The organism is Amedibacterium intestinale (genome assembly GCF_010537335.1).
GTDB lineage: Bacteria > Bacillota_I > Bacilli_A > Erysipelotrichales > Erysipelotrichaceae > Amedibacterium > Amedibacterium intestinale.
Genome location: NZ_AP019711.1, coordinates 2,337,133 through 2,361,722 on the forward strand (window position 1 = coordinate 2,337,133; position 24,590 = coordinate 2,361,722).

Annotated in this window: 23 protein-coding genes and 2 tRNA genes; 24 read left to right on the top strand and 1 reads right to left on the bottom strand. The window is 33.1% G+C overall.

Translation table 11 applies throughout. The annotated features are described in order from the left end of the window. The first annotated feature begins 26 nt into the window (after window positions 1-26). The 15 genes from A9CBEGH2_RS11650 to A9CBEGH2_RS11720 all read left to right on the top strand — a co-directional run bounded on the left by A9CBEGH2_RS11650 (window position 27) and on the right by A9CBEGH2_RS11720 (window position 14,973). Window positions 27-986 carry a DNA-directed RNA polymerase subunit alpha gene (locus A9CBEGH2_RS11650; RefSeq protein ID WP_115715770.1) on the top strand — a complete coding sequence of 320 codons (960 nt, stop codon included), beginning with the start codon at window positions 27-29 and terminating at the stop codon, window positions 984-986. 24 nt (window positions 987-1,010) lie between these two features. Then, complete coding sequence (rplQ, locus tag A9CBEGH2_RS11655) at window positions 1,011-1,376, top strand: 50S ribosomal protein L17 (RefSeq protein ID WP_115715769.1); 366 nt, start codon at window positions 1,011-1,013, stop codon at window positions 1,374-1,376. A 128-nt stretch (window positions 1,377-1,504) separates the two neighbouring features. Next, window positions 1,505-2,083 (top strand): O-methyltransferase, encoded by a 579-nt coding sequence (locus A9CBEGH2_RS11660; protein ID WP_115715768.1) that lies wholly within the window; start codon window positions 1,505-1,507, stop codon window positions 2,081-2,083. Window positions 2,084-2,147: 64 nt separating this feature from the next. Continuing rightward, the gene (locus tag A9CBEGH2_RS11665; protein ID WP_115715767.1) at window positions 2,148-2,708 is read left to right on the top strand and encodes a ribonuclease E inhibitor RraB; all 561 of its coding nucleotides are present in this window, start codon (window positions 2,148-2,150) and stop codon (window positions 2,706-2,708) included. 90 nt (window positions 2,709-2,798) lie between these two features. Next, entirely contained in the window at window positions 2,799-4,373 is a 1,575-nt protein-coding gene (locus tag A9CBEGH2_RS11670) for an IS1182 family transposase (protein WP_115715574.1), read from the top strand. A 226-nt stretch (window positions 4,374-4,599) separates the two neighbouring features. Further along, window positions 4,600-5,673, top strand: a complete 1,074-nt coding sequence (locus A9CBEGH2_RS11675; RefSeq protein WP_115715766.1) for a CobW family GTP-binding protein — start codon at window positions 4,600-4,602, stop codon at window positions 5,671-5,673. Window positions 5,674-5,685: 12 nt separating this feature from the next. Further along, a complete protein-coding gene (locus A9CBEGH2_RS11680; protein WP_115715765.1) occupies window positions 5,686-6,633 on the top strand; it encodes a TIGR03943 family putative permease subunit in 948 nt (315 codons plus the stop codon). 153 nt (window positions 6,634-6,786) lie between these two features. After that, a complete protein-coding gene (locus A9CBEGH2_RS11685; protein ID WP_118277980.1) occupies window positions 6,787-8,193 on the top strand; it encodes a cation:dicarboxylate symporter family transporter in 1,407 nt (468 codons plus the stop codon). A gap of 153 nt (window positions 8,194-8,346) precedes the next feature. Then, window positions 8,347-8,769: a MarR family winged helix-turn-helix transcriptional regulator gene (locus A9CBEGH2_RS11690; protein WP_115715763.1), complete on the top strand. Its 423-nt coding sequence runs from the start codon at window positions 8,347-8,349 to the stop codon at window positions 8,767-8,769. A gap of 11 nt (window positions 8,770-8,780) precedes the next feature. Further along, window positions 8,781-10,505 carry an ABC transporter ATP-binding protein gene (locus A9CBEGH2_RS11695; protein ID WP_118277981.1) on the top strand — a complete coding sequence of 575 codons (1,725 nt, stop codon included), beginning with the start codon at window positions 8,781-8,783 and terminating at the stop codon, window positions 10,503-10,505. Beyond that, window positions 10,505-12,361, top strand: a complete 1,857-nt coding sequence (locus A9CBEGH2_RS11700) for an ABC transporter ATP-binding protein (protein WP_163104874.1) — start codon at window positions 10,505-10,507, stop codon at window positions 12,359-12,361. The genes A9CBEGH2_RS11695 and A9CBEGH2_RS11700 overlap by 1 nt, the downstream gene beginning before the upstream one ends. A 130-nt stretch (window positions 12,362-12,491) precedes the next feature. Next, complete coding sequence (locus A9CBEGH2_RS11705) at window positions 12,492-12,800, top strand: hypothetical protein (protein WP_163052376.1); 309 nt, start codon at window positions 12,492-12,494, stop codon at window positions 12,798-12,800. 18 nt (window positions 12,801-12,818) lie between these two features. Further along, window positions 12,819-13,664, top strand: coding sequence for a DegV family protein (locus tag A9CBEGH2_RS11710; RefSeq protein ID WP_163104876.1), 846 nt, complete (start codon window positions 12,819-12,821; stop codon window positions 13,662-13,664). A gap of 24 nt (window positions 13,665-13,688) precedes the next feature. Beyond that, window positions 13,689-14,135 carry a nucleoside 2-deoxyribosyltransferase gene (locus A9CBEGH2_RS11715; RefSeq protein WP_232057286.1) on the top strand — a complete coding sequence of 149 codons (447 nt, stop codon included), beginning with the start codon at window positions 13,689-13,691 and terminating at the stop codon, window positions 14,133-14,135. Between the two features lie 436 nt (window positions 14,136-14,571). Further along, window positions 14,572-14,973: a hypothetical protein gene (locus tag A9CBEGH2_RS11720; protein WP_118278024.1), complete on the top strand. Its 402-nt coding sequence runs from the start codon at window positions 14,572-14,574 to the stop codon at window positions 14,971-14,973. 229 nt (window positions 14,974-15,202) lie between these two features. Here the strand turns inward: A9CBEGH2_RS11720 and A9CBEGH2_RS11725 are convergent, their stop codons facing one another. Then, window positions 15,203-16,927: a GNAT family N-acetyltransferase gene (locus A9CBEGH2_RS11725; RefSeq protein ID WP_163052377.1), complete on the bottom strand. Its 1,725-nt coding sequence runs from the start codon at window positions 16,925-16,927 to the stop codon at window positions 15,203-15,205. A gap of 148 nt (window positions 16,928-17,075) precedes the next feature. Between A9CBEGH2_RS11725 and A9CBEGH2_RS11730 the strand changes: the two genes are divergently transcribed. The 9 genes from A9CBEGH2_RS11730 (at window position 17,076) to A9CBEGH2_RS11770 (ending at window position 24,590) form a co-directional block, all read left to right on the top strand. Beyond that, entirely contained in the window at window positions 17,076-17,765 is a 690-nt protein-coding gene (locus A9CBEGH2_RS11730) for an N-acetylmuramoyl-L-alanine amidase (RefSeq protein ID WP_115715756.1), read from the top strand. A 103-nt stretch (window positions 17,766-17,868) separates the two neighbouring features. Further along, window positions 17,869-17,945 (top strand) — tRNA-Ile (locus A9CBEGH2_RS11735). Window positions 17,946-17,964: 19 nt separating this feature from the next. Continuing rightward, a tRNA-Ala gene (locus A9CBEGH2_RS11740) sits at window positions 17,965-18,040 on the top strand. Between the two features lie 395 nt (window positions 18,041-18,435). Next, entirely contained in the window at window positions 18,436-20,334 is a 1,899-nt protein-coding gene (locus A9CBEGH2_RS11745; RefSeq protein ID WP_118276835.1) for a BglG family transcription antiterminator, read from the top strand. Window position 20,335: 1 nt separating this feature from the next. After that, the gene (ypdE, locus tag A9CBEGH2_RS11750; protein ID WP_115715754.1) at window positions 20,336-21,376 is read left to right on the top strand and encodes an aminopeptidase; all 1,041 of its coding nucleotides are present in this window, start codon (window positions 20,336-20,338) and stop codon (window positions 21,374-21,376) included. Window positions 21,377-21,389: 13 nt separating this feature from the next. Continuing rightward, a complete protein-coding gene (locus A9CBEGH2_RS11755) occupies window positions 21,390-21,710 on the top strand; it encodes a PTS lactose/cellobiose transporter subunit IIA (RefSeq protein ID WP_115715753.1) in 321 nt (106 codons plus the stop codon). 1 nt (window position 21,711) lies between these two features. Next, window positions 21,712-22,044 carry a PTS sugar transporter subunit IIB gene (locus A9CBEGH2_RS11760; RefSeq protein ID WP_115715752.1) on the top strand — a complete coding sequence of 111 codons (333 nt, stop codon included), beginning with the start codon at window positions 21,712-21,714 and terminating at the stop codon, window positions 22,042-22,044. Window positions 22,045-22,080: 36 nt separating this feature from the next. Beyond that, window positions 22,081-23,412, top strand: coding sequence for a PTS sugar transporter subunit IIC (locus A9CBEGH2_RS11765; RefSeq protein ID WP_115715751.1), 1,332 nt, complete (start codon window positions 22,081-22,083; stop codon window positions 23,410-23,412). Window positions 23,413-23,501: 89 nt separating this feature from the next. After that, complete coding sequence (locus A9CBEGH2_RS11770; RefSeq protein ID WP_163104878.1) at window positions 23,502-24,590, top strand: M24 family metallopeptidase; 1,089 nt, start codon at window positions 23,502-23,504, stop codon at window positions 24,588-24,590.

The following is a 24,590-nucleotide window of genomic DNA, read 5'->3' on the forward strand; positions in this document are numbered from 1 at the left end:
AGATAGCGTAAGTGAGGAGGTATAATATGCAAAAATTCGAACGTGCACATTTTGAAGTAAAAGAATACAGTGATTCAGAACATTACGGTAAGTTTGTATTTGGACCTTTGGAAAGAGGGTTTGGATATACTATTGGGAATGCACTAAGACGTGTTTTGCTCTCCTCTTTACCGGGAGCTGCCGTATTCTCAATTAAGGTTGATGGAGTGTACCATGAGTTCACTTCTATTCCAGGAATTGTTGAAGACGTTACGGCAATGATTTTAAATATTAAAACTCTGGTAATGAAAATTCAAGATGATGAAATTTATACATTAAGAATTTCAAAACAGGGTCCAGGCGAAGTAACAGGTGCTGATATTATTTGCCCAGAAGGTGTAGAAGTGTTAAGTAAAGATTTACACATTTGTACATTGGAAGAAGGCGGAGTTTTGGAAATGGAACTGCAAGCACGCATTGGGCGTGGTTACGTAAGTGCTGATACTAATAAACAGTTATATCAGACACCTAATCAGCCTTTAGGAATCATTTATACAGATTCTATTTATACTCCAATTGAAAAAGTATCATATAGTGTAGATCCAACTCGTGTTGGTCAGGATGCACACTATGATAAAGTTACTTTGGAGGTATGGACTGATTCTTCAATTAGTCCTGCAGAATCCATCGCATTATCTTCTAAGATTTTAATTGATCATTTAGAATTGTTAACAAGTGTTGACGAAGCTGTAAATGATATGGAATCTTTAATGAAGGAAGCTCAAGGTGAAGTACAGAACAAAGGTCTTGTAATGATGATTGAAGATCTTGATCTTTCTGTTCGTTCATATAACTGTTTAAAACGTGCAGGTATTCAGACCGTAGAAGAGCTTACACAAAGAACTGAAGATGAAATGATGAGAGTTCGTAACTTAGGTAAGAAATCATTGAAAGAAGTTAAAGATAAAATTTATGATTTGGGCTTAAGCTTTAAATCATATGAATAGAAATACGAAGGAGGCTAATAACCAATGTGGAATCGTAAATTAGGACGTAAAGCTGACCACCGTAAAGCATTGCTACGTAACATGGCTACATCTGTAATTGCTTATGGTCAGATTGAAACTACAGAAATGAAAGCAAAAGAACTTCGTACTGTTGTAGATGAACTGATTACATTAGCAAAACGTGGTGATCTTCACGCACGTCGTCAGGCTGCAAGTTATGTACGTGATGTAGTAGTTAATGAAGCTACTGGGCAGACTGCTCTTCAGAAATTATTTGATGAAATTGGTCCAGCATATAAAGATCGTAATGGTGGATATACTAGAGTAATCAAAACTAGAGTACGTCGTGGTGATGCTGCTCCAATGGCAATCATTGAATTGGTTAAGTAATTTATAAAAGGCTGAATATCAGCCTTTTTTCTATTTATGAATTGAATCAATAAGAAAAAAATGGTACCATACACTAGATGAATTTTTCTTTAGGCAATATTACAAAATAAAGGATAAGGTGAATATACATGACATTGATTGAAGAAATGGAAGCATATGCAAAAGATTTTGATGTTCCTATTATGCAAAAAGAAGGAATTGATTTTATGTGCAACTTTATAAATGAAAATAAGATTACTTCTATTTTAGAAATTGGAAGTGCAATAGGGTATTCAGCTATTCGTATGGCACAGTTAAATAAGAATATTCATATTACTACGATAGAGCGTGATGAAGAACGATATAAAAAGGCAGTGGATTACATTCAACGCAGTGGATTAGAAAAACAAATAAATATAATCTATGGAGATGCATTAGAAACGGTAGTTAATGGTAGTTATGATATGATTTTCATAGATGCTGCGAAAGCTCAATATATACGTTTTTTTGAAAGATATGAAGGTTATTTAAAAAAAGATGGATATATTATAACAGATAATTTAAAATTTCATGGTTTCGTAGAACACAAGGAATTAGTAAAAAATAGAAACTTAAGACAGTTAGTTGGTAAAATTCAACGTTTTGTTGACTATTTGAAGAATAGAGAAGATTTTGATACTACTTTTTATGAGTTTGGTGATGGTGTCGGAATAAGCAGAAAAAAATAAGATTCTTTCTTGTATTATTTATTTCGTTTTGTGATACAATAATATAAAGAAAGTGGTGATGTAAATGAAAAAAATAATTCCAGCTTTAGCAGTTCTTGGAGGAGTTGCTGCTTTTGCAGTATACAAGCTAAAAAAAGAAGAGAAGAAGCATGTTGTTGATTTAGACCAGGGACTTCTTTATGATGAAGAAAACGAAGATGATATTTTAGAGAACAGCTTTAAAAAAGCAGAAACTGAAGTTCAAGATTTACCAGAACATAATGATACTATAACAATGGATAATGAGTATCCTAGTTTAACAAGTACTGAAGTTGAAAATTTAAAAAATGAATATAATACAAAAGTTGAAGAATTAGCGAGTGAAGGCGATATCCTTACAAAGGAAAGACCAGTTCGTCATAATGTATGTTTTTATAACGAAGTAGACTTAGAACATTTTAAAAAAGAAGTAATTAATCGTGGATTTGTTATTTCTACCGGAGAAGAGCCTTTAAATTTGGTTGTTTTACATATATCTCCTATAAATACAGAAAAACTTGTAGATAATATTTTATATTTAGCAAGTCGAGCAAAAGAAAATAAGGGAACTTATAAAAACTGGGAAACAAAAGTTATTTATGGATAGGGGCTGTGACAGATAAATCAAAGCTCTAAGGTAAAAAAATACACCCAATCCTATAAGGAAAAAGGTGTATTTTTTTGGTATAATTTATGTATGACAATTACTCAAATTAACCAACCAAATTATACAGCATATCAGCCATATATGCTACTGGATTTTGAATTTTCTTTTCAAAACGATGTCCTTAAGGATGATTTGAGTATCACGATCCTGGAAGTCTTGAGGAGGATTGATCTGAGTAAGTTCATAGATTTCCATCATCTTGATTCTCGTTCTTATGATCCTGTCATGATGCTGACCGTCATTCTTATGGCCTTCGCTGAAGACGGCTACGCTTCTTTACGCAAGCTGGAAAAACTTTGCCGCTATGATGTCCGTTATCGCAGTATCACAAACGGCTTCATTCCCAGCTACAAGAGCTTTGAACGCTTCATCAATAACACACTGAAAGAATCGATAGAAACCATTGCGAAAGAAATCTATCTGTATGTACAAGATGAAAAGGCATTGGAAGAACAGATTCTTTATATTGACGGGACGAAATTTGAGGCCAATGCCAATAAGATGACTTTCTGCTGGAGAGGCTGGAGCAAGCGTTATCTTCCAAGACACTGGCAGAAATGCATGGAACTGTTGAGACAGGTAAACCGATACTTTAAGAAACATGAAATCGATATACATTATTCGATTCTGAAATATCCAAATATCGAATATATGATAAAAATAGATGAAGCACTTGAAAACTGGCTGAAGGAAAAAGAACATATCCGAAAAGGCAGAGGAAAACACGAGATCGCAAAATTGTGCGATGAACTGAAGAAAAGTGCAGTCAAGATGTGGCAGTATGCCATACAGGAAGATATACTTGGAGAAAGAAACAGTTTCTCCAAGACGGATCCGGATGCCACATTCATGCATATGAAATATGATTATTATAATCATACGAATGTGTTCAAGCCTGGATATAATGTACAGATAGGAGTAAACAATGGGTACATCGCTTATCAGTATATCAGCAGTGATGCCAACGACATGAGAACCCTGCAGCCATTTACAGAAGGATACAAAGAACTGTATGGGCAGTATCCAAAGATGGAAGTAACGGATGCAGGATATGGGAGCTATGAAAACTACAGCTACTGTAAAAGCAAGGGGATCAAAGGCATATTGAAATATAGCGGATATGAAAAGAAGAAAGAAAAAGTAACTGACAAGAACCGTTATCAGCTGCGGCATATGGAACGCATGGAGGATGGAACACCAGTTTGTCCTGCAGGACATGTGTTTGAAAAAGAGCGAATCGGAGTAAATCTCCAGGGACAGTATCCAAAAATGACAGTGTATTATAGAAATAAAAACTGTTGTGGGTGTGCACAAAGAAATAAATGCACGACTTCAAAAAATGGAAGAAGTGCAAGGATCGTACCGGCATTAGAGAAGATGCATACAGAAATAGATGAATATCTAAAGAGCGAAGAAGGAAAGATGTTGATGAGGAAACGCAGCGCACAGGCAGAGGGGGCATTTGCGGATATCAAGCAGGACTTTGAATATGTGCGACTTCATCGACGAGGGGAAAGCGGAGTAAAAGTAGAATTGATTCTGGTATGTATAGGATATAACCTAAGAAAGTACCATAATCGAAAAAAGGTGAAAAATATGAATTAGTTTTCCACAATGAGCAGGGGGAAGATTGAAAAGCAAAGGTAGAAAATAGCTATTTTAAGGATAGTTGTTTTTAAAATACCCAAAAGCAGGAAGAATTATTAAAAAAAGCTGTGATTTTCGGAGAAACTATAATTTCTCTTACTCGTCACAGCCCCTTTTCTGAAAATTGAAAAAATAAGAAAAAGTGTTATACTAAACCATGATATAAAAGAAAGAAGGAATTTTAATGACGAAAATAGATATTATTTCAGGGTTTTTGGGCGCTGGAAAAACAACGTTGATCAAAAAATTATTGCAGGAAGCTCTGCAGAATGAAAAACTAGTATTAATCGAGAATGAATTTGGAGAAATTGGAATTGATGGTGGATTCTTGAAAGATGCAGGTATTGAAATAAAAGAAATGAATTCTGGTTGTATTTGTTGTTCTTTGGTAGGAGATTTTTCAGAGGCTTTAAAAAAAGTTCTAGAAACATATTCTCCAGATCGTATCATAATTGAACCAAGTGGTGTAGGTAAATTGTCTGATGTAGTGAAAGCAGTAAAAGGTGTAGCAGATACAACACTAGAAATTAATAGTATTACAACGGTTGTAGATGCACAAAAATGTAACATGTATATGAAAAACTTTGGAGAATTTTTTAATAACCAAATCGAATATGCGAAAACAATTGTATTAAGTCGAAGCCAAAAATTATCAGATGAAAATTTACATGAAGTAGTTCATGAATTAAAAGAACATAATGGTGCTGCTCATATCATTACAACAGAGTGGGATAAACTAGATGGTAAAGAAATTTTAAATGTCATGGAAAATCAAGGCAACTTGGAATATGAACTTTTGCAGGAAAGTGAAGTTTGTCCAGAGTGTGGTCATGTTCATAACCATGATGAACATCATCATACTCATGAACATTGTGAATGTCATCATGACCATGAAGAACATGATGGACATGCATGTGATTGTAACCATGAGCATCATCATAAGCATAGCTGTGGATGTACACATGAACATCATCACCATGCGGATGAAGTATTTACAAGTGTTGGAATGGAAACTGTTCAACACTATGATAAAGAAGAACTTGAAAGTATTTTAAAACAATTATCAGAAAGCGATGAATATGGAACAATATTACGTGCAAAAGGAATGTTAGAAGATAAAGAGGGAAAATGGATGTATTTTGATTTGGTACCTCATGAATATGAAATTCGTGAAGGACAGCCTACATATACAGGACGTTTTTGTATAATCGGATCAAAATTACAAGAAGAAAAACTAAAAGAACTTTTTAAGATGTAGGAGGAATATACAATGACAGTACCTGTATATCTGTTTACTGGTTTCTTAGAGAGTGGAAAAACTTCTTTAATAAAAGATACTCTTTTAGATGAAGGGTTTAATACCGGTGAAAAAACGTTATTATTTGTCTGTGAAGAAGGTGTAGAAAGCTACGATGAGGAATTTCAGAAAAAGACAAACACTTCAATTGTAATAGTTGAAGCTAAGGAAGATTTAACATATGAATTCATGAAGAAATGTGACAGTATGATAGAACCAGAAAGAGTCATGATTGAATTTAATGGAATGTGGAATGTAACAGAATTTTTAGATACGCTAGATTTCCCATTTGACTGGCTTTTAGTTCAAATTCTATCAACTGTTGATGCTTCTTCATTTGAACTTTATTTATCAAATATGCGATCTATCATGAATTCACAGCTGCAGCATTCTGAAACTATTATTTTCAATCGCTGTGATGAGAATACAAAGAAACTATATTTAAGAAATAATATTAAGGCTGTTAACAAAGGAGCACAATTAATTTACGAAACAAAAGATGGTCAAATCGTTGATTTGAAAGAAGACGAATTACCGTTTGACAAACAAGCAAAGGAATTAGTGATTTCTGATGATGACTATGGATTGTGGTATATGGATGCTATGGAACATCCTGAAGATTACGATGATAAAGAAATAACAATGAAAGGTAAAGTTATCAGTACTCATGTGGATGGAATGCAGAATGTATTCGTATTTGGACGTTATGCGATGGTTTGCTGTGCTGATGATACTTCTTTGATTGGATTATTATGTCATTTTGAACAAGCATCAAAGTTGCTTCCAAAAGAATGGATAGAAATGAACGCCGTTATTAAAGTTGAATTTGATGATGAATATAATGGCTATGTTCCAGTAATGTATGTGAAAAGAGTAAAAACAACAGAACCATTAGAAGATGAGTATGTGTACTTTACTTAAATAACTAAAAATTAAATCGTTGAAAAGAGTGGCAAATAAAGATATGTCATTCTTTTTATTGTTAATTGGTAATTTTATACAAATGTAAATTACTTGTAATGTCCAGTATCTTTATGTATCATATAAACTAATAAAGTTTAGGTAGGTGTTCATATGGAAAATACTTTTTTAACTCAGTTTATTTCAATCAGTAATATAGAAACAATTATATTCTTATTTGTTTTTATAGGCATATCCCTTATATTAAAAAATATGGCTAAAAAGAAAATTAGTTTTTCAACACGTGTATTATTTGCGACAGTTGCCGGGCTTATTATAGGGTTTGTGATACAGGCGGTGTCTGGATTTGTAAATGATCCATCAAGTGTTTCTTTTGTCAGAGAAACAACCTTATGGTATGGATTGATAGGAAATGGATTTGTTGGCTTTATTCGTATGCTGGTGATTCCTCTTGTCATGGTTTCTATTATTCATGTTATTTTACATATGGAAGAAGGAACACACGTAAAAAAACTAGTGCAAAGAGGAATCCTAATAACGATGGGAATGGTTGCTGTTGCGGCCATCATCGGACTATTATTTGGAATATTATTCCATATAGGTGGAGATGCAAATGCAATACAGCAGGAAAGTGCGAGCGCAAAAGAAATTGTTCCTGTTGTAACCACTCTGCTAAATTTAATACCTGCAAATCCTATAGAAGCTATGATACAAAATAACATTGTAGGAATTGTGATTTTCTCTACTTTTATTGGTCTTGCGGCAAGAAAGATGCAGAAAAAATATCCAGATATTTTAAGTAGCTTTATTCATTTAATCGATGCTTTGCATAAGATTGTTATTAGTATGGCACTGATGGTAATAAAAGCTATGCCATATGCAGTCTTAGCATTACTTGCTAATACGATTGCACAGCGTGGAATAAGCAGCATTATTGAAGTGGGAAAATTTATTATTTTAATTTATGTTTCTTGTGGAGTTATGATGGTCGTACAGTTATGTATGCTGGCTATATATAAAGTGAATCCATTTATTTATCTAAAGAAAAGCTTTTCCACTTTGTTATTGGCATTTACATCACGTTCTAGTTTAGGAGTATTACCTGCTACTATCGAAGTATTAGAAAAAGAGATGGGGGTTTCTTCAGGTACAGCTAATTTTGTTGCCAGTTTTGGTACAACAGCGGGAATGCAGGGCTGTGCTGGAATCTTTCCTGCATTACTAATTGTTTATGTAGCAAATACAACTGGAATGACCATTGATTTTAGTTTCTTTTTAATGGCAGTATTAGTTATTACGATTGGCTCTATAGGTATTGCAGGAATACCGGGTACTAGTACTATGGCTGCATCAGTTGGCTTATCTGGTACAGGATTAGGAGGATATTTTTCATTCATTACTCCAATACTGGCGATTGATCCAATTATCGATATGGTAAGAACGATGTTGAATGTAAGTGGCTCTATGACAAATGCAATTTTAGTTGATCGTCAGCTGGGTCTTATGAATATGGAAATATATCATAATAAGACAATTGATTTAGAAAAAGCAGATGATTAAAGTTATAAGACTGTATAGATAGCAGAAGGGAATTGCTGTCTATACAGTCTTTCTTTTTCAAGAGTATATAGGAATAGACTTGACAGAAGATAAACATAGATATATTATTTAGCAGGCTAATAGTTAGTAAGCTAAATAATAGGAGTGATGACCATGAAGATACCGTTTCATTTAATGATGTTTAAATCCTTTCATGCGCAAAGAAATGTACTGCGAAAAGGAATGAAGGAATTATCACCAGGACAGCCCAAAATATTACGTTATGTTGCAACGCATCAAAATTGCATGTTGAAAGATATAGCTTCTTCATGTGATGTAGAATGTGCAACAGTTTCAAAAATTTTAAATGCATTAGAAGAAAAAGAATTTCTTGAAAAGGAAATTTCTAAAAACAATAAAAGAGCATTATGTCTTCGTATCACAGAAAAAGGAGAAAAAGCTTTACAGCATTGGAATTCACACTGTGAAAAAGTAGAACAGCTTTCTTTACAAGGATTTAGTGAAAGAGAAAAAGAACAGTTTTATGATTATTTAAACCGTATGTATGAAAATTTAAGTGGAAAAGAAATGAATTAGGAGGGAGTTCCATGTTGAAGAGAATATGGCCATTTATGAGCCGGTATAAAAAATATTTGTTTATGAGCTGTTTATGCGTTATGGTAGAAACGGTATTTGAACTTGTCATTCCTATGTTGATGGCAGATATCATTGATGTAGGTGTTGCCAATAGGGATACACATTATATCTTTATACGCGGTATATTGATGATTGCCTGTGCTTTTTTTGCACTTCTGTTAGGAGTATTCTATGCAAAATACGCAGCTATGGCAGGGCAGGGATTTGCGGCAGAATTAAGGAAAGCAGAATTTAGAAAAGTTCAAAGTTTTTCTTTTTCAAATATGGATCATTTTTCTACATCAAGTTTAATTACACGTTTAACAAGTGATGTTACCATATTACAAACTGCAGTATCCAATGGGATTCGACCAATCGTACGCTCACCCGTCATGCTTATTACCGCGTTGTTTTTAACATTTTCCATCAATGCGAAATTAACGATTGTATTCCTGATTGCGATACCGGTTTTAGGAATAAGCTTATTTTTGATAGTGAAAAAAGTAGGTCCATTGTATCGTTTGATGCAGACATCTGTTGATCGAGTAAATACGATTGTACAGGAAAACTTAAATGCGATAAGAGTTGTGAAATCCTATGTAAGAGGAGATTATGAACAAGAGAAGTTTGAAAAGGTGAATGCAGATCTTCGCTCTTCCAGTGAAAAGGCATTTCGAACTTCTGTATGGAATCTTCCAATGTTTCAATTTGTTATGTATACAACAATTATCTGTATACTCTGGTTTGGGGGAAATATGATTTTTGTTGGAACTATGAAAGTTGGGGAGCTAACAGGATTTTTAAGTTATGTTTTACAAATATTAAACTCTTTAATGATGATTTCCAATGTGTTTTTAATGTTGACTCGATCACTTGCAAGTTGTGAGCGAATCATTGAAATTTTTGATGAATCTATTGATATTTCTGAAAATGAAGAAAAACAGGCACAGGTGGAAAATGGAGACATTGTCTTTGATCATGTTTATTTTAAATATCAAGACAGTGCGAAAGAATATGTTTTACAGGATATTAATTTGCATATAAAAAAAGGAAGTACAGTTGGAATCTTAGGAGGATGTGGTTCCGCAAAAACAACTTTGGTACAGCTGATTCCTCGCTTATATGATGTAAGTGAAGGAGAGATTCGAATTGATGGAAAAAATGTAAAAGAATATCCATTACATCATCTAAGAGATGCGATTGGAATGGTCTTACAGAAAAATACTTTGTTTTCAGGAACAATTCGAGAAAATCTTTTATGGGGAAATGAGCAGGCAAGCCAAGAAGATTTAGATTGGGCATGCCATGTTGCCTGTGCAGATGAGTTTATAGAAAGCTTTCCAAACGGTTATGAGAATGATTTAGGTCAGGGAGGAGTAAATGTATCAGGTGGACAAAAACAGCGCTTATGTATTGCCAGAGCCTTATTAAAACATCCAAAGGTTTTAATCTTTGATGATTCAACCAGTGCGGTAGATACTCGTACAGAAGCAAAAATAAAAGAAGGATTAGCTTCTTTAAAAGATACAACCAAAATCATTATTGCACAGCGTGTAAGCAGTATTATGCATGCCGATCAAATTGTAATTTTAGATGATGGAAAAATACATGCGATAGGAACACATGAAGAATTGTTGAAGAAAGATTATGTTTATCAGGACATTTATACTTCACAGCTGGAAGGAGCTGGTTTATAATGGCAAAAGCTACAGGAAAAAAACCGCAGAATATGGCGAAAACATTACGAAAACTCATGAAATATATGGGGAATCATAAGTTCTCTTTATTGCTTGTAGGGATTCTTGTTATATGCAGTGCGGGGGCAAATTTATATGGTACTTATATGTTGCAGCCTATTATTGATGAATATATCGTACCAAAAGATTATGATGGTTTGGTATCTGTGATTTTATTTATGGCATTGATGTATGGTGCAGGGGTATGTGCTACAGCTATTTATAAACAGTTGATGACACATCATACAGCACAAAAGATTACACAGGAAATCCGCAGGGATTTATTTAAGAAAATGCAAAAACTTCCTTTGCGATTCTTTGACTCACAAACTCATGGAGATATTATGAGTCGATTTACCAATGATATCGATACTTTACAGGACGCTTTAAATAACTGTTTTGATAACCTTATTCAAAGTTTTACGATGATCATAGGTACACTAACAGCCATCTTTATCCTAAACTGGCAATTGTCTTTGCTGGTCATGATATTTATGATCATTATGTATTTTTTAATACAGTTTTACAGTAAACGCTCTAAATATTATTTCTCTCATCAGCAGGCAGCTATGGGTAAACTAAATGGTTTTATAGAAGAAATGGTGGAAGGAAGCAAGGTTGTAAAAGTATTTAACCATGAAGATATAAGTTTTAAAGAATTTGAAGAACGAAATGAAAGACTTCGTATAGCTGGGACAAAAGCTTTAACGTATTCTGGAAAGACGATACCTACGGTTGTCGCCATCTCTTATATCAATTATGCAGTTGTTGCCTGCATAGGTGGTTTTTTTGCGATAGCAGGAAAAATTCAGTTAGGTGCATTGGCATCTTATCTTGTTTATGTACGTCAAACTGCATTACCTATTAATCAGTTTACACAGCAGTTAAATTTTATTTTGGCAGCAATGGCTGGAGCTGAACGTATTTTTACAATGATGGATGAAAAAGAAGAAGTAGATGATGGAAAGGTAACATTAACAAGTGTGCGTCTTATGGAAGATGGAAGTTTAGAGGAATGCAAAGAGCATACAGGTCATTGGGCATGGCGTCATCCTCATGGAGACCAAATAGAACTTGTTCCTTTACAAGGGGATGTACGTTTTCATGATGTTGTTTTTGGTTATACTTCCAATGTAACCGTGTTAAAAGGAATTCATGTATATGCGAAACCGGGACAAAAAATTGCCTTTGTAGGTAGTACAGGAGCAGGAAAAACAACCATCACAAACTTAATCAATCGTTTTTATGATATTAAAAGTGGAAGTATTACCTATGATGGAATTGATGTAAAACTGATTCAGAAAGCAGATCTTCGTCATTCTATTTCTGTTGTTTTACAAGATACACAGTTATTTACGGGTACGATAGCGGATAATATCCGTTATGGAAATTTAGATGCAGATATGGAGCAAATCATAGAGGCAGCAAAATTAGCAAATGCACATAGCTTTATTAAACGTCTGCCGAATGGATATGATACGATGCTGGAAGGCAATGGCAGCAATCTATCACAAGGACAAAGACAATTGCTGGCAATTGCACGAGCTGCGGTTGCAGATCCTCCTGTTTTAATTTTAGATGAAGCAACTTCTTCTATAGATACTAGAACGGAAAAATTAATTGAGCAGGGAATGGATAAACTAATGGAAGGAAGAACGGTATTTGTCATTGCACATCGTCTTTCTACTGTACGTAATTCTGATGCGATCATGGTTTTGGATCATGGAGAAATCATAGAAAGAGGAAGCCATGAAGAACTTCTTCAACAAAAAGGAAGATACTATCAGTTATATACCGGACAGTTTGAACTAAGCTAGACAGTCGTTAGACTGTCTATTTTGATATCCGAAAAACATGAAAGAAAAAAAGAAAGAAATTAATTTTCCTACTTTGCATTCAAAATCTGTTATAATAAAAACGTAATAAATTCAAGAAGAAGGGATAAACATGATAGAAGAAATGCATAAACAGCAACTTATGGAATATGCAGAAGAAGTTTTACAGCCGCTTTTAGCTGAGGATATTGCGATTATGGATACGAAGACAAACGAAGATGGAGATACAAACATCTGGCTTGTTGAAATGGAAGATGGAGAGGAATACTGGCTTTTAGAAGGCGCATATCCTATGAATATATACAAAAAAAGTGGAATCTTAAATAATGCAGGGCGAGCATTTGAAGTACATTTGCAGTTTATTGAAAATATGGATAATAAAGAAGAAACAATGGATCGATTTCAAATGATAAATCTATAAAGTAAAGGATGGATAGTTATGAAAACAGCAATTTTAACAGATAGTGGATGTGGTTTAACACCACAGCAGGCAAAAGAATATGGAATCTATTTAGTACCATTGCAGGTTATAGATGAGAATGTATCCTATCAGGATGGCTTAGACATGACAACAGAAGATTTATATGAAAGATTGAGACAGCAGCACACTCCAAAAACAAGTATGCCAAATGGGGAATCTTTGGAAAAAGTTATGAAAGAAATACGGGAAGCAGGCTATGAAGATGTGGTTGGAGTTCCTTTGTCTTCTGGTTTAAGCAGCACAGGAAATGCAATGCGTATGGCTGCGGAAGAGGAAGGTTTAGGATTTGCCTTATTAGAAACATATACGACTTGTGATTTGCAGTTTCATAACGCTAAATTAGCGTTAGAATTTGCACAGCAGGGTTTATCAAAAGAAGATATCGTAAAAGAAGTAGAAAAGAAAGTAGTAAATAGTGCATCTTTGATCGTACCTAATGATATTCAGCATTTAAAACGCGGAGGACGCTTAACGCCAGTTACGGCAGCTGCGGCAAACTTGTTGAAAATTAAACCGATATTAAAAATTGATCCATCAACAAATGGAAGAATAGATGTTATCGATAAAGTAAGGACAGAGAAAAAAGCAATTTCTAAAGTTGTGGATGATGTTTGTGATGTGATAAAAGATGCACAAGGAGATATTTTTGTTATTCATTCGGACTGTCTTTCAAAAGCAGAGGAAATTCAAGAAGAAATTCGTAAGCGATGTCCTAATGCAAATGTACACTGTAATCTTATATGTGCCGTTATTTCAGCACATACAGGACTTGATTGTATCGCAATTCAATACATGAAAAAGTAAGATATGGAAAGGGAGGAAGAATTGATGAAAGTATATGTAGCTGGAAGTTTGTTTAATGAAGCAGAAGTAGCACAGCGTAAAAAAGAAGGACAGCTTTTAAGAGAAAGATTTCCTTCTTTAGATATATTTAATCCCATTGATCAGCCATTTAATGAAAATAAAGCATCACTGCCTACACCACAGGAAATTTATGAAGCAGATACAAAAGCAGTGGAAGAATGTGATGTATTTATTGCGGATTTAACGAATGAAGATGCTGGGGTTATGGTAGAGTTAGGCATTGCGATTAAATCGAATACAAAAATTATTATTGGAATCAATAGTGATATTCGCTTAGCAGATGCGAATCGTTATGATATTCCTACTTATGGAATGAACCATTATGTATTAGGCGGTGTATTAAAACATGGTCATTTCGTTACATCATTTGCCCAGGCGATGGATGTGTTAGAGGAAGAATTAAAAAAATAAAAGAAATATTGGATAAAGCGAATCATATAGGCTGTATAACTAGCAAAGAAGGTTCGCTTTTTAAATGGGTCAAAACATAAAAGAGAATAAAAATAGAATTATATTTAAAGAGAAAATCAGGAATTATAGTTTCATATAAATCAATTTAGGAAATTTGCTTTGTTAATTAATAATTTAATTCTATAATAGATGATAAAACATTACAAAACCTTGAAAACAAAAAGATGTTCTTCATGAACAATTACGATATAATGAAGATATGTTAACAGTATATAAGATGTATATTTGTGCTAAAAAGTATAGAAATCAAAAGAAATTATTATTCATACTAAACACAAATAGTTTTTAATACTTATAGGATGTAAAACTAGTAAATTATGTTTTTATTACATAATTCATCTATATTTTTTATGCTAAGAAAGGCAGGATAGATTTTATGAAAAAAAACACTTTGTTAATTTTGATTACTGCATTTTATATTGCTTGTTTTATAGGTGTTATGTCATTGTTGAATGAAAAGAATTTACAAATAAAATTAGTATTTTTTGTTACATGTCTGTATTTTTACATATTTTCTAAGTTATTAAAACGAACAGGTAATGTATATTGGCTAGCTGGATTTGATTATGAAGATTATAAAAAAATGTCATTAGATGAACGTTTTGAAATATCATCTAAATATGCTAAAGATATTGCTGTTCCTAGTTGTATGTTTTGTATTTATCAACTTGTATCGCTTTATCTTCATATAAATACAATTATAGATGCTGTTATTTTTTTTATTTGTTTATTATTGATGTGCTTTCCTGTTGGTAAGAAAAAATCCCAAAATGATTAGCATAAAAACTTGATTTGTTGTATATTCTGTTAAATATACAGGTCTAAACAATATTTTCTATTGGGTTTTCTTTAAACCTTTAATGCTATCATTCTAGGAATTTTTGAATAAGTAATATTACTGCTTTTTTTTATTTTATTCAGCAGGTTCTAATGAATTTTATTGTTATTTGCATATTAAGTGATCTAAAATTCAAACGTTTAAATGATTATTTTTAACTATATTTTTTTTAGATTTCTTCACGAATATATAATGGTTCTTGAAAAGATACAGATAGACTATCTCTCACCATCATATAAATATCTTGTTTCATTTTTCCATGCAAGGATACAGTAGAGTCCATATCTAAAAGAACTTTTCGCTGTTCTAAATGAAAATGAGCTAACATAGAATGCAGGGTTTCCATACTATCATAAACACATTCACTTATATGTATCTCATTATCTGTTTCTTTTGATAGAAAATATCCTTTGCATACACCATTTTCTTCATAGGAAAGGAAAGTATAGTCCCATAATGACATATAGGCTTTCTGTTCTTCATACCATTGTTCCTCACGAATACGATATCCATTTTTGTTGCTTGTAAAGTTTTGATACGCGGATAACAAGTCTTTATTAACAGGATTTGTATTCCATGCACCATTGCATTTTACATAGGCATTTTTATCTAGTTTCCAGGTATAACGGGTATATTGTTCATGGAAACCAAAACTTCTATATAAATCCCAGTTATAAGCTTGTATAAGCTGGATATGATCTGGAAATAGCGATAAAACATGATTTAACAGCAATCGCATATATCCGCATCCTTCATGTTTAGAAGATGTAGCAATACCAAAAAACAACACAGCAGTATATCCTTTATTTTCAAGTGATATCTTCATTTTACGAACTTGAAGCATACATAAAAGTTCATCATTGGAATGTAAGATCCAGCAATTTTCTTTCTTGTACAAATTTTGGAAATAGTATTCACAGCTTTCTTCGCTCTCTTCTTTAAATTGTTCTATCCATAACTGTTTTATTTGTGGAAGCCATGTATCATTTGCCTGCTGAAGCTGAAGAGAAGATTGATGTGCTGTGAACTTTTTTACTTTATAGATAGGATGCATATTCGTTTTGGCTTTTCGAAGTTCCTCTAATCCCATATCTTCTTCACGATTGATATATAAAACATCACTTTCTAAAGTTTCTAAAAAGTGTTTTAATATTGCGACATACAAGCCGCGAATCTCACTGTTTGCCTTTTCTATATGAATCTGAATCGTATCTTTAGATAAATAAGAGGCAATCAAGAAGGCTTCCAGCTGTCCATCGATATAGATACATCCTCCTCGTAAAGAAAGTTTCTCATAATTCGACAATAAGAGTTTCATTCCTTTTTCTTCTGCCTGAATACTGTCAAATTCCTGCTCTTTTTTTCTTTCCTGCCATTTCTTTAAAAAAGCATAAATGGCCTCATGGTCACTTTCTTCTATTGGCTTATATTGCATACGATGTTCATATGTAGAAAGAAAAGCACGATAATGATTTCTTCGTTTTTGCATTTTTTTACCAGCTAAAGATTCCTGCTGAAAACGATCGTATATATAATCCTGTGCATCAATTACATTTTCAATCATAAACTGTAAAGGATATTCTTCTAAGATCCAGTCTCTAAATTCTTTGACTAGTGCACAAATAGAGAATGGAATATGCTGTTCTTTACTTATACGCATCATCGCTTCCATAGCATCTTTTCGATATTCTTTTTTACAATGTGGGGCAAGCCATAAGATACCTTTTTCATCTTTGCTGCAGATAAGAGCATAGGTATCTGTGGTTTCAAAATACATATGATAAAGGTTATTCCACATCAATAAAGTAACGATGTTAGAATTGTATTCTTTATAGTTTGCAATCTCTAAATAGGGTAATAATTCTTTATAATTTTCAAGAGTTAATGGTTTCATAATATCTCACTTTCTATTTCGGCTTCATTATAGTATTGTACCCAGAAAATAACAAGTCGTTTGAATTTTTAGAAAAATTATATATAAGTTTCAGGTATGGATTCATGAAAGATTATTCTATTTACATATAGTAGAATTGGTGAAGATAATGAAAAAGAAAACAATCATATTGGGTATATTTTTAACAACTACTCTAATTGTGTCCTCTTTTGTGACAGCACATCTTTCAAAAGTTGCGGCTTTACGGGAATACCATCCTTTAGATGGTATTTGCATAGGATTGGATGCAGGACATGGGGGAAAAGACGGTGGTACAAGAAGTGGCAATATTGAAGAAGATGATGTGAATTTACAAATAACTAGAAAACTGGAAGAGAAAATTAAAAAGGCAGGAGGGAAAGTAATTCTAACAAGAAGTGAAGACAAGGATCTGGCATCAGAGCAAACGGATAATCGAAAAAAAGAAGATATGAAAAAAAGAATGGAGATAATGAATGGAGAGCAGGTAGATGTGTTTTTAAGCATTCACTTGAACGCTTATCCAGATACCAATGTGAAAGGTGCACAGGTTTTCTATAAAGCAGATGATCAAATGTCAGAAACATTCGCAAAGATCGTTCAGAAACATTTAAAACAGGCAACTGGTTCTGGAATGGAAATAAAGAAAGGAGATTATTATATTTTAAATAATGCGAAAAATATAGGGATATTAGTAGAGTGCGGATTTTTATCTAATCCAGATGATCGAGATAATTTGGTAAAGAAATCTTATCAGGAAAAAATTGCACAAGCACTTTATGATAGTATTCGTGAATATTTTCGGATTTTAGATGAGTAATTGGGTAAAAATAGAAGTAGAAATAGAAATGCAAAAAAATTTAAAAAAGTTGTTGACATAGGGATAGGAGGATGGTATTATATTAAGGCATTCGATGGAAGACGGGCCTGTAGCTCAGGTGGTTAGAGCGCACCCCTGATAAGGGTGAGGTCGTTGGTTCAAGTCCATTCAGGCCCACCATCGAATTTAATATACATGTGGGCTGTTAGCTCAGCTGGGAGAGCACCTGCCTTGCACGCAGGGGGTCAGCGGTTCGATCCCGCTACGGTCCACCATTTATTTAGGAATTACTGCTAGAAGTGTTATTCTAGCGGTTTTTTTGTATTTTGACGAACTTTTAAATAGCAGTTCGACTGGAAAACTCCTTCAACTGAAGAGGGAGAAATTTTTGATAGATTTAAAATTCATAATAAATTGAATAAATATATTTTTAAATGAATATAGATAATGGTATTGCTTTATAACATATTAAACAATTAATTTTAGATAGAAAGTACGATATGTTTGCTGGTGACAAGTAAAGGATGCTTCCTTGGGTATATTTGGATAAATCTGAAATAATTATATTCAACTTTATTTTGCATAAAAGAACGAAATTGTTATTCTGTTCATGTAAAAAAACAGACTTTATAATAATCATGTAAGCGATATCTTAGAAAGGAGGAGCAGTATGAGATTGTATTATATTATAAACGATTTTTTAAATCGACAGGATTATTTAAACTTAGATTATTTTGTAGAAACTTACAAAGTATCAAAACGAACGATTCAAAATGATATAGCATTTCTTATGCAGGTTTCTTCCAGAAAAGGTTATCAGCTGCATATGCGTAGAGGAAAAGGGTATTTATTGGAAGTTGTTAATAGGCAGTTACTTGATGAATTTATAGAAACTTTAAAGGTCAATGAAATATATGACACAAAGGATAGAGTATATAACATGGTTGCTTATCTTGCTACTCAAAAAAATTTCATCTCTATGGATAATATTGCAGATAGATTTAAAACTAGCAAGACATTAGTAAAAAAAGGTTTGTTGGAAGTAGAAGAATTCATCAAAGGTTATCAGCTGAAGTTAGAAAGAAAAAGTCATTATGGTATTCGTATTACGGGAAGTATGAAACAATATAAAACCTTGTTGAATGATTTGTTTTTTATAAATAACGAAATAATTGAAGATGCTTTTAAAGAAATTATGGGAGACTTTTCTAATGTTCATAGTCTTTTGATAGAGCAAATTGAAAAAGAAAACTTAAATATTAATTATAATGAATTAAAAAATGTAATTGTTTGGTTAAGAGTAACCGTATATTACGCATATTTAACAAATGAAGCAAGAGTTGAAAATGTAGTAAAAACAAATAGTTGGAGCAATCGCATTGCATATGAAATGAAGATGCTTTTAGAGGAAGAGTATTCAATAGGGATAAATGAGGAAAGTACTGCTTTGCTTGAGGAAAAGCTGATTAAAAATGTGCGTGCCAAAATAACAAAAACTTCATTATGTGATAGATTAAGCCAAGATATTGATGAATTTCTTACGGAGATTGATAAAAGCTACTGTACAGATTTTGCAAGTGATAAGGAATTTAAAAAATCTTTATTAATGCATGTTTCTCTATTGATTGATCGTTTACACCAGAAAATATCATATAAAAATACTTTAGTAAATGAGATATGTATTCAATATCCAATGATATTTAATATTGCATTTCGATTTAGTGATATGTTGAAAGAAAAGTATGGTGTTGATGTTACAAATGATGAGGCGGGATTTATAGCTACGCATTTTGCTGGGCATATGGAAAAAGAAAGAAAAGAAAAAATAATGCGTTTTAATCGAATAGGAGTTGTTTGTTCATCTGGAGGTGGAAGTGCTTATTTGATTAAAATGCAGTTAGAATCTTTATTTAGTAAAGCAAATATAAAAACATTTAGTTTTTTACAAATGCATGAATTGGAACAATTTCAACCGGATCTTATTTTCACAATAACACAGCTTGATAGAGAATTTCATGTACCAATTATCTACATAAAAGAATTATTGGACGATGATGATTTGATGCAGATAAGAAAATTCCTGCAATACGATAATTGTGATTCATTCTCGCTAATAGATGTAAGTTCACCGATTTTGTCTTTGTTTTCACATGAGTTCTTTAAGGTGGCTTCTTATGATAGTTATATGGATGCGCTAAAAGATATGGCAAAGCAATTGGAAGAAAGTGGGTATGGAGGAAAAAATTATCAGAAATATGTGATGGAGAGAGAAGCCTATATGAGCACTATTTATATGAATGGTGTCTGTATTCCTCACCCTATTGAAATATGTGCTGATAAAAATATGATATCCGTCTGTATTTTAGAAAATCCAATATTCTATGATGGAAAATGTGTAAGAATTATCTTTATGATTTCATTAATTAAGCAAGAATATGAACTTCATAAAGAAGTTACAAAGAAACTATATCTGTTGATGAAAGATGAAAAAGCGTTGAAAAAAGTTTTAAATGCCAGATCATTAGAGGAATTGCTCATTGTATTGAAAGAAATAGATGGAGGTGTATAGAATGATGGACTTATTAAAGCGATTAAGTAATGCAGATGCTGTAGCGGCAAAAGAGAACGAAGTTCGAAACATTTTAAAAGAAGAATGTTCACCTTATTGTGATGAGGTATCATATGATCATTTAGGTAGTGTTATTTTTCATAAAAAAGGGACTGATAGTGATCCATTGAAAATAATGTTTTCTGCACATATGGATGAAGTTGGTTTTCTGGTTCGACATATTTCGGATATTGGATTTGTCTATCTAATTGCTCTTGGAGGAGTGCTGGATAAGAGTAAAGAGATGCAAAAAGTACGAATTACGACATGTACCGGAGAGAAAATTACAGGCATCTTAAATGTAACAAAAAATGAACATGGTGCTGTTAAAGATATGTATGTGGATTTAGGAGTGGACTCTAGGGAAGAAGTAGAAAATCTTGGAGTGGAAATTGGTAATATGGTTTGCTTTGCAAGTGAATGTATACAAATGAATAATGAAAAGGTGTATGCAGGTAAAGCGATGGATGATCGAAGCGGATGTTATGTTATAAGTGAAGCATTAAAAAGGTTGTCTAAAGAATCATTACGATCTGATGTATATATGTGTGGTTCCAGTAGTGAAGAAGTTGGAGTTCGTGGTGGAAAAACAGCCACGTATCAAATAAATCCGGATATCGTATTTGCAATTGATGTAGCAAACAATCCTGAATTAGTAAAAAATTATACGAATCATCGATTAATTGGTAAAGGTTGCATGATTGTACATTATGATAAAACGATGGCTCCAAATGAAAAGCTTCTAAGTTTCGTTAAAGAAACAGCAAGGATTCATGGAATATCTTATCAATGCGACATGTTTAGCGGTGGTGGGACTGATGCTGGTAATGCTCATCTTTCAAGAAATGGGAAGTTGGCATTAGTTATTGGAATTCCATTACGTTATTGTCATGGGGCATGGTCATTGGTTCATGAAGATGATTTGGAAAGTGCAATTGCACTGGTGTGTGAATTAGCGAAAACTTTGACAAAGGAGAAGTACAAAGAATTTATCAGTTTTTGAGGAGGAAAAGTAAATGACTGAAATTGAACAGAAAATTGTAGGAATGATCTCATCAGCTGGAGATAGTAAAGCAAAAGCATTTGAAGCATTAAAAATGGTTCGTGAGAGCCGATATGAAGATGCTAAAAAATTGTTAGCAGAAGCTCGTGAAATAGATCTTGCCGCTCATAAGATTCAGACAGAACTTATTACAGCAGAAATGTCTGGAGGAGAGGACAAACCGGAAATTGGGTTATTAATGGTTCATGCACAGGATCATTATATGACATCTCAATTAGCTAGAGATCTAATTGAGGAATTGATTAATATTTTTGAAGAAAAGGAGGGGAAATAAGATGAAGATTGTATTATGTTGTGCTGGAGGTTTTTCAACAACCATGCTAATGGATAGCATGAAAAGAACAGTTAAGGAATCTGCAAAGTTAAATGATGATGACTTTTCATTTGTAGCAGTGCCAGTAGATATCCTTAACAGTGAAGTTGAAAACTGTGATGTATTGGTTATCGGACCACAGATTGCTCACAGATTAGATTACATTAAACCAATTATTGATCCATATCACATTCCATATGTTATTGTTGATAAAGATACATATGGAAAAATGGATGGAGCAACGGTTCTTAAAATGGCTTTAATCGCAAGAAAAAAAGCTGATATGAACAAATAATGTTAGGGGAATTTAAGAAAAGGAGAGGAAAGAATTATGATGAAAAAATTTGAGTCATTTATGGAAAAATATCTGACTCCAATTGCAAATAAGATGGATAATCAAGTGCACCTAAGTGCTGTTAAAAAAGCTATGGTTGCCATGACTCCATTACTATTAATTGGTAGTTTTTGTTTGATTCCAGAAGCAATTCCAAATATGATTGGAGAAAATAACCCTGTTTCACAGTGGATTTTGGCAAATTTAGATACGATTTATATACCTTACAATGTAGGTATGGCATTAATGTCTATTTATGTATCTGCTATTATTGCATATCATTTGGCTAATTCATATAAAATTGATGTTCCAGGTTCTATTTCAATGGCGGTTATTGCATTCTTAATGATGGCAGTAGATTACACTGAAGATGGTGGAATCATGACTACCTATTTGGGGCCAAAAGGTTTATTTGCGGCGATGTTTGCGTCATTGATTGCTGTTGAATTATATCGCTGGTGTAAAAAGCGTAAGTTTACAATTAAGATGCCTGAATCTGTTCCTGATTTTGTTTCTAGATCATTTGAAATGATTCCAGTATCTGTTATTACGATTGGTTTCTTTTTGATCGTTCGTGTGGTTTGTGTAAATGGATTACATACATTGCCACCAATGATTTTCACTAATTTGTTTGCACCTCTTGTTGGATCTATGGATAATCCATTATCATTTACTTTCTTGCAGACACTTAGCTGTTTATTATTCTTCTTTGGTATTCATCCATCTGTATTAAGTCCAATTACAAGTCCAATTTCTACACAGTTCTTAGCAGAGAATGTTGCTGCATTTAAAGCTCATGAAGTGATTCCTCATTTCTATACTGGTGGTTCAATTTCTGCATTTGCTAACTTTACTGGTACAGGAGTTACTTTCGGGCTTGTATTCTGGTGCTTGTTATCTAAATCTAAGGCACAAAAACAAGTTGGGCGTGTTGCTCTTATTCCAGCATTATTTGGAATCAATGAACCTATTCTGTTTGGTGCCCCAATTGTATTAAATCCAATCTTCTTCATTCCATATGTGTTGTGTGGGGGTATTATTGGTACGATTCCACATTGGATGATGGCTGCTGGATTGGTTGCGAAACCTCTGTATACACCTCCATATGTTGGTGTTTTCTTGGAAGGTTTCCTAACAAATCTTGATTATATGTCAATTGTTGCAAATTTAATTCAGTTGGTATTATCAATTGCTATTTACTATCCGTTCTTTAAAATTTATGAAAAACGAGAACTTGAAAATGAAAAGGCATATGAAGAACAGAAAACTGAATCTGCAATTTCAGCAGAAGATGAAGCGTTATTAAATGACTTAGATTTAGATTTCTAGTCTTAAGATAAAAGGCAAGCATATGCTTGCCTTATTCTGCTTTTTAATAAATTTGGAGTAAAATTCAATGAATATTGCGAGGTGAAATCATGGCTAAGAGAATTGAAAAGATGCAGGAATTTTTGAAAAATCATAATTTAGATGCTCTTTTAATTAAAAGCAAAACGATGAAGAAGTATTTAGATACATTAACAGGAAGCGGAGTGCAAATACTTCTTATGCGTGATGCGGGGTATTTGATTCTAGATGGAAGATATTTAACAGAAGCAAACGAGCGAGAACATGATTTGCAAATAGTATTACATGCTCCACATAAAACAGGGAGAAACTATTTGGGAACTGTAGAGGAATTACTGAAAAAACATAAATGTAGAAGCCTGGGGGTAGAAAGTTCTCAAATGTTAATTAAAGAATATCGCCAAGTGGAAGAGTTGGGAGTTAAAGTTTGCTTGCTTGATGATGAACTTGCTATGGTACGTATTCAAAAAGATAAAGAAGAATTAAAGATTATGCAGGAAGCTGTTGGTCTTACTGATCAGATTTATGCGCAGGTAATTCAAAATCTTCGTATAGGTATGAGTGAGTTTGAAATTAGTGCGTTAATTCATTATTTTTCTATAAAAGCAGGTGCTCAACAGATGTCTTTTGATACAATTGTAGCAAGCGGAGAAAGAAGTGCAATGCCTCATGGAAGACCAACTGGAAGAAAAATTAAAGCACATGAACCTATTATGATGGATTTTGGTATACAATATAAAAATTATCAATCGGATATGACTAGGATAGCCTTTTTTGGTAAGCCTAAACCAGAAATTGAAAAAATATATAATATTGTTCTAGAAGCGCAGCTTGCTGGTATCAAAGCTATGAAAACAGGAGCTTTGGCTAGTGATGTAGATAAAGCGGCACGTGATATTATTAGTGCTTATGGATATGGCGAGTATTTTGATCATGGATTGGGACATGGATTAGGAATCGGTGATGGATGTGAATTTCCTATAATTAACCAAAAAGGAACAATTATTTTAGATGAAGGAATGATGATGTCATGTGAACCAGGTATCTATGTACCAAACCTTGGGGGAATTCGTATTGAGGATGATGTCGTAATTTTAGATGGGACTGGTATACCATTAAATAAAACACCAAAAGAAATATTAATCTTGAAAGAGGAATAA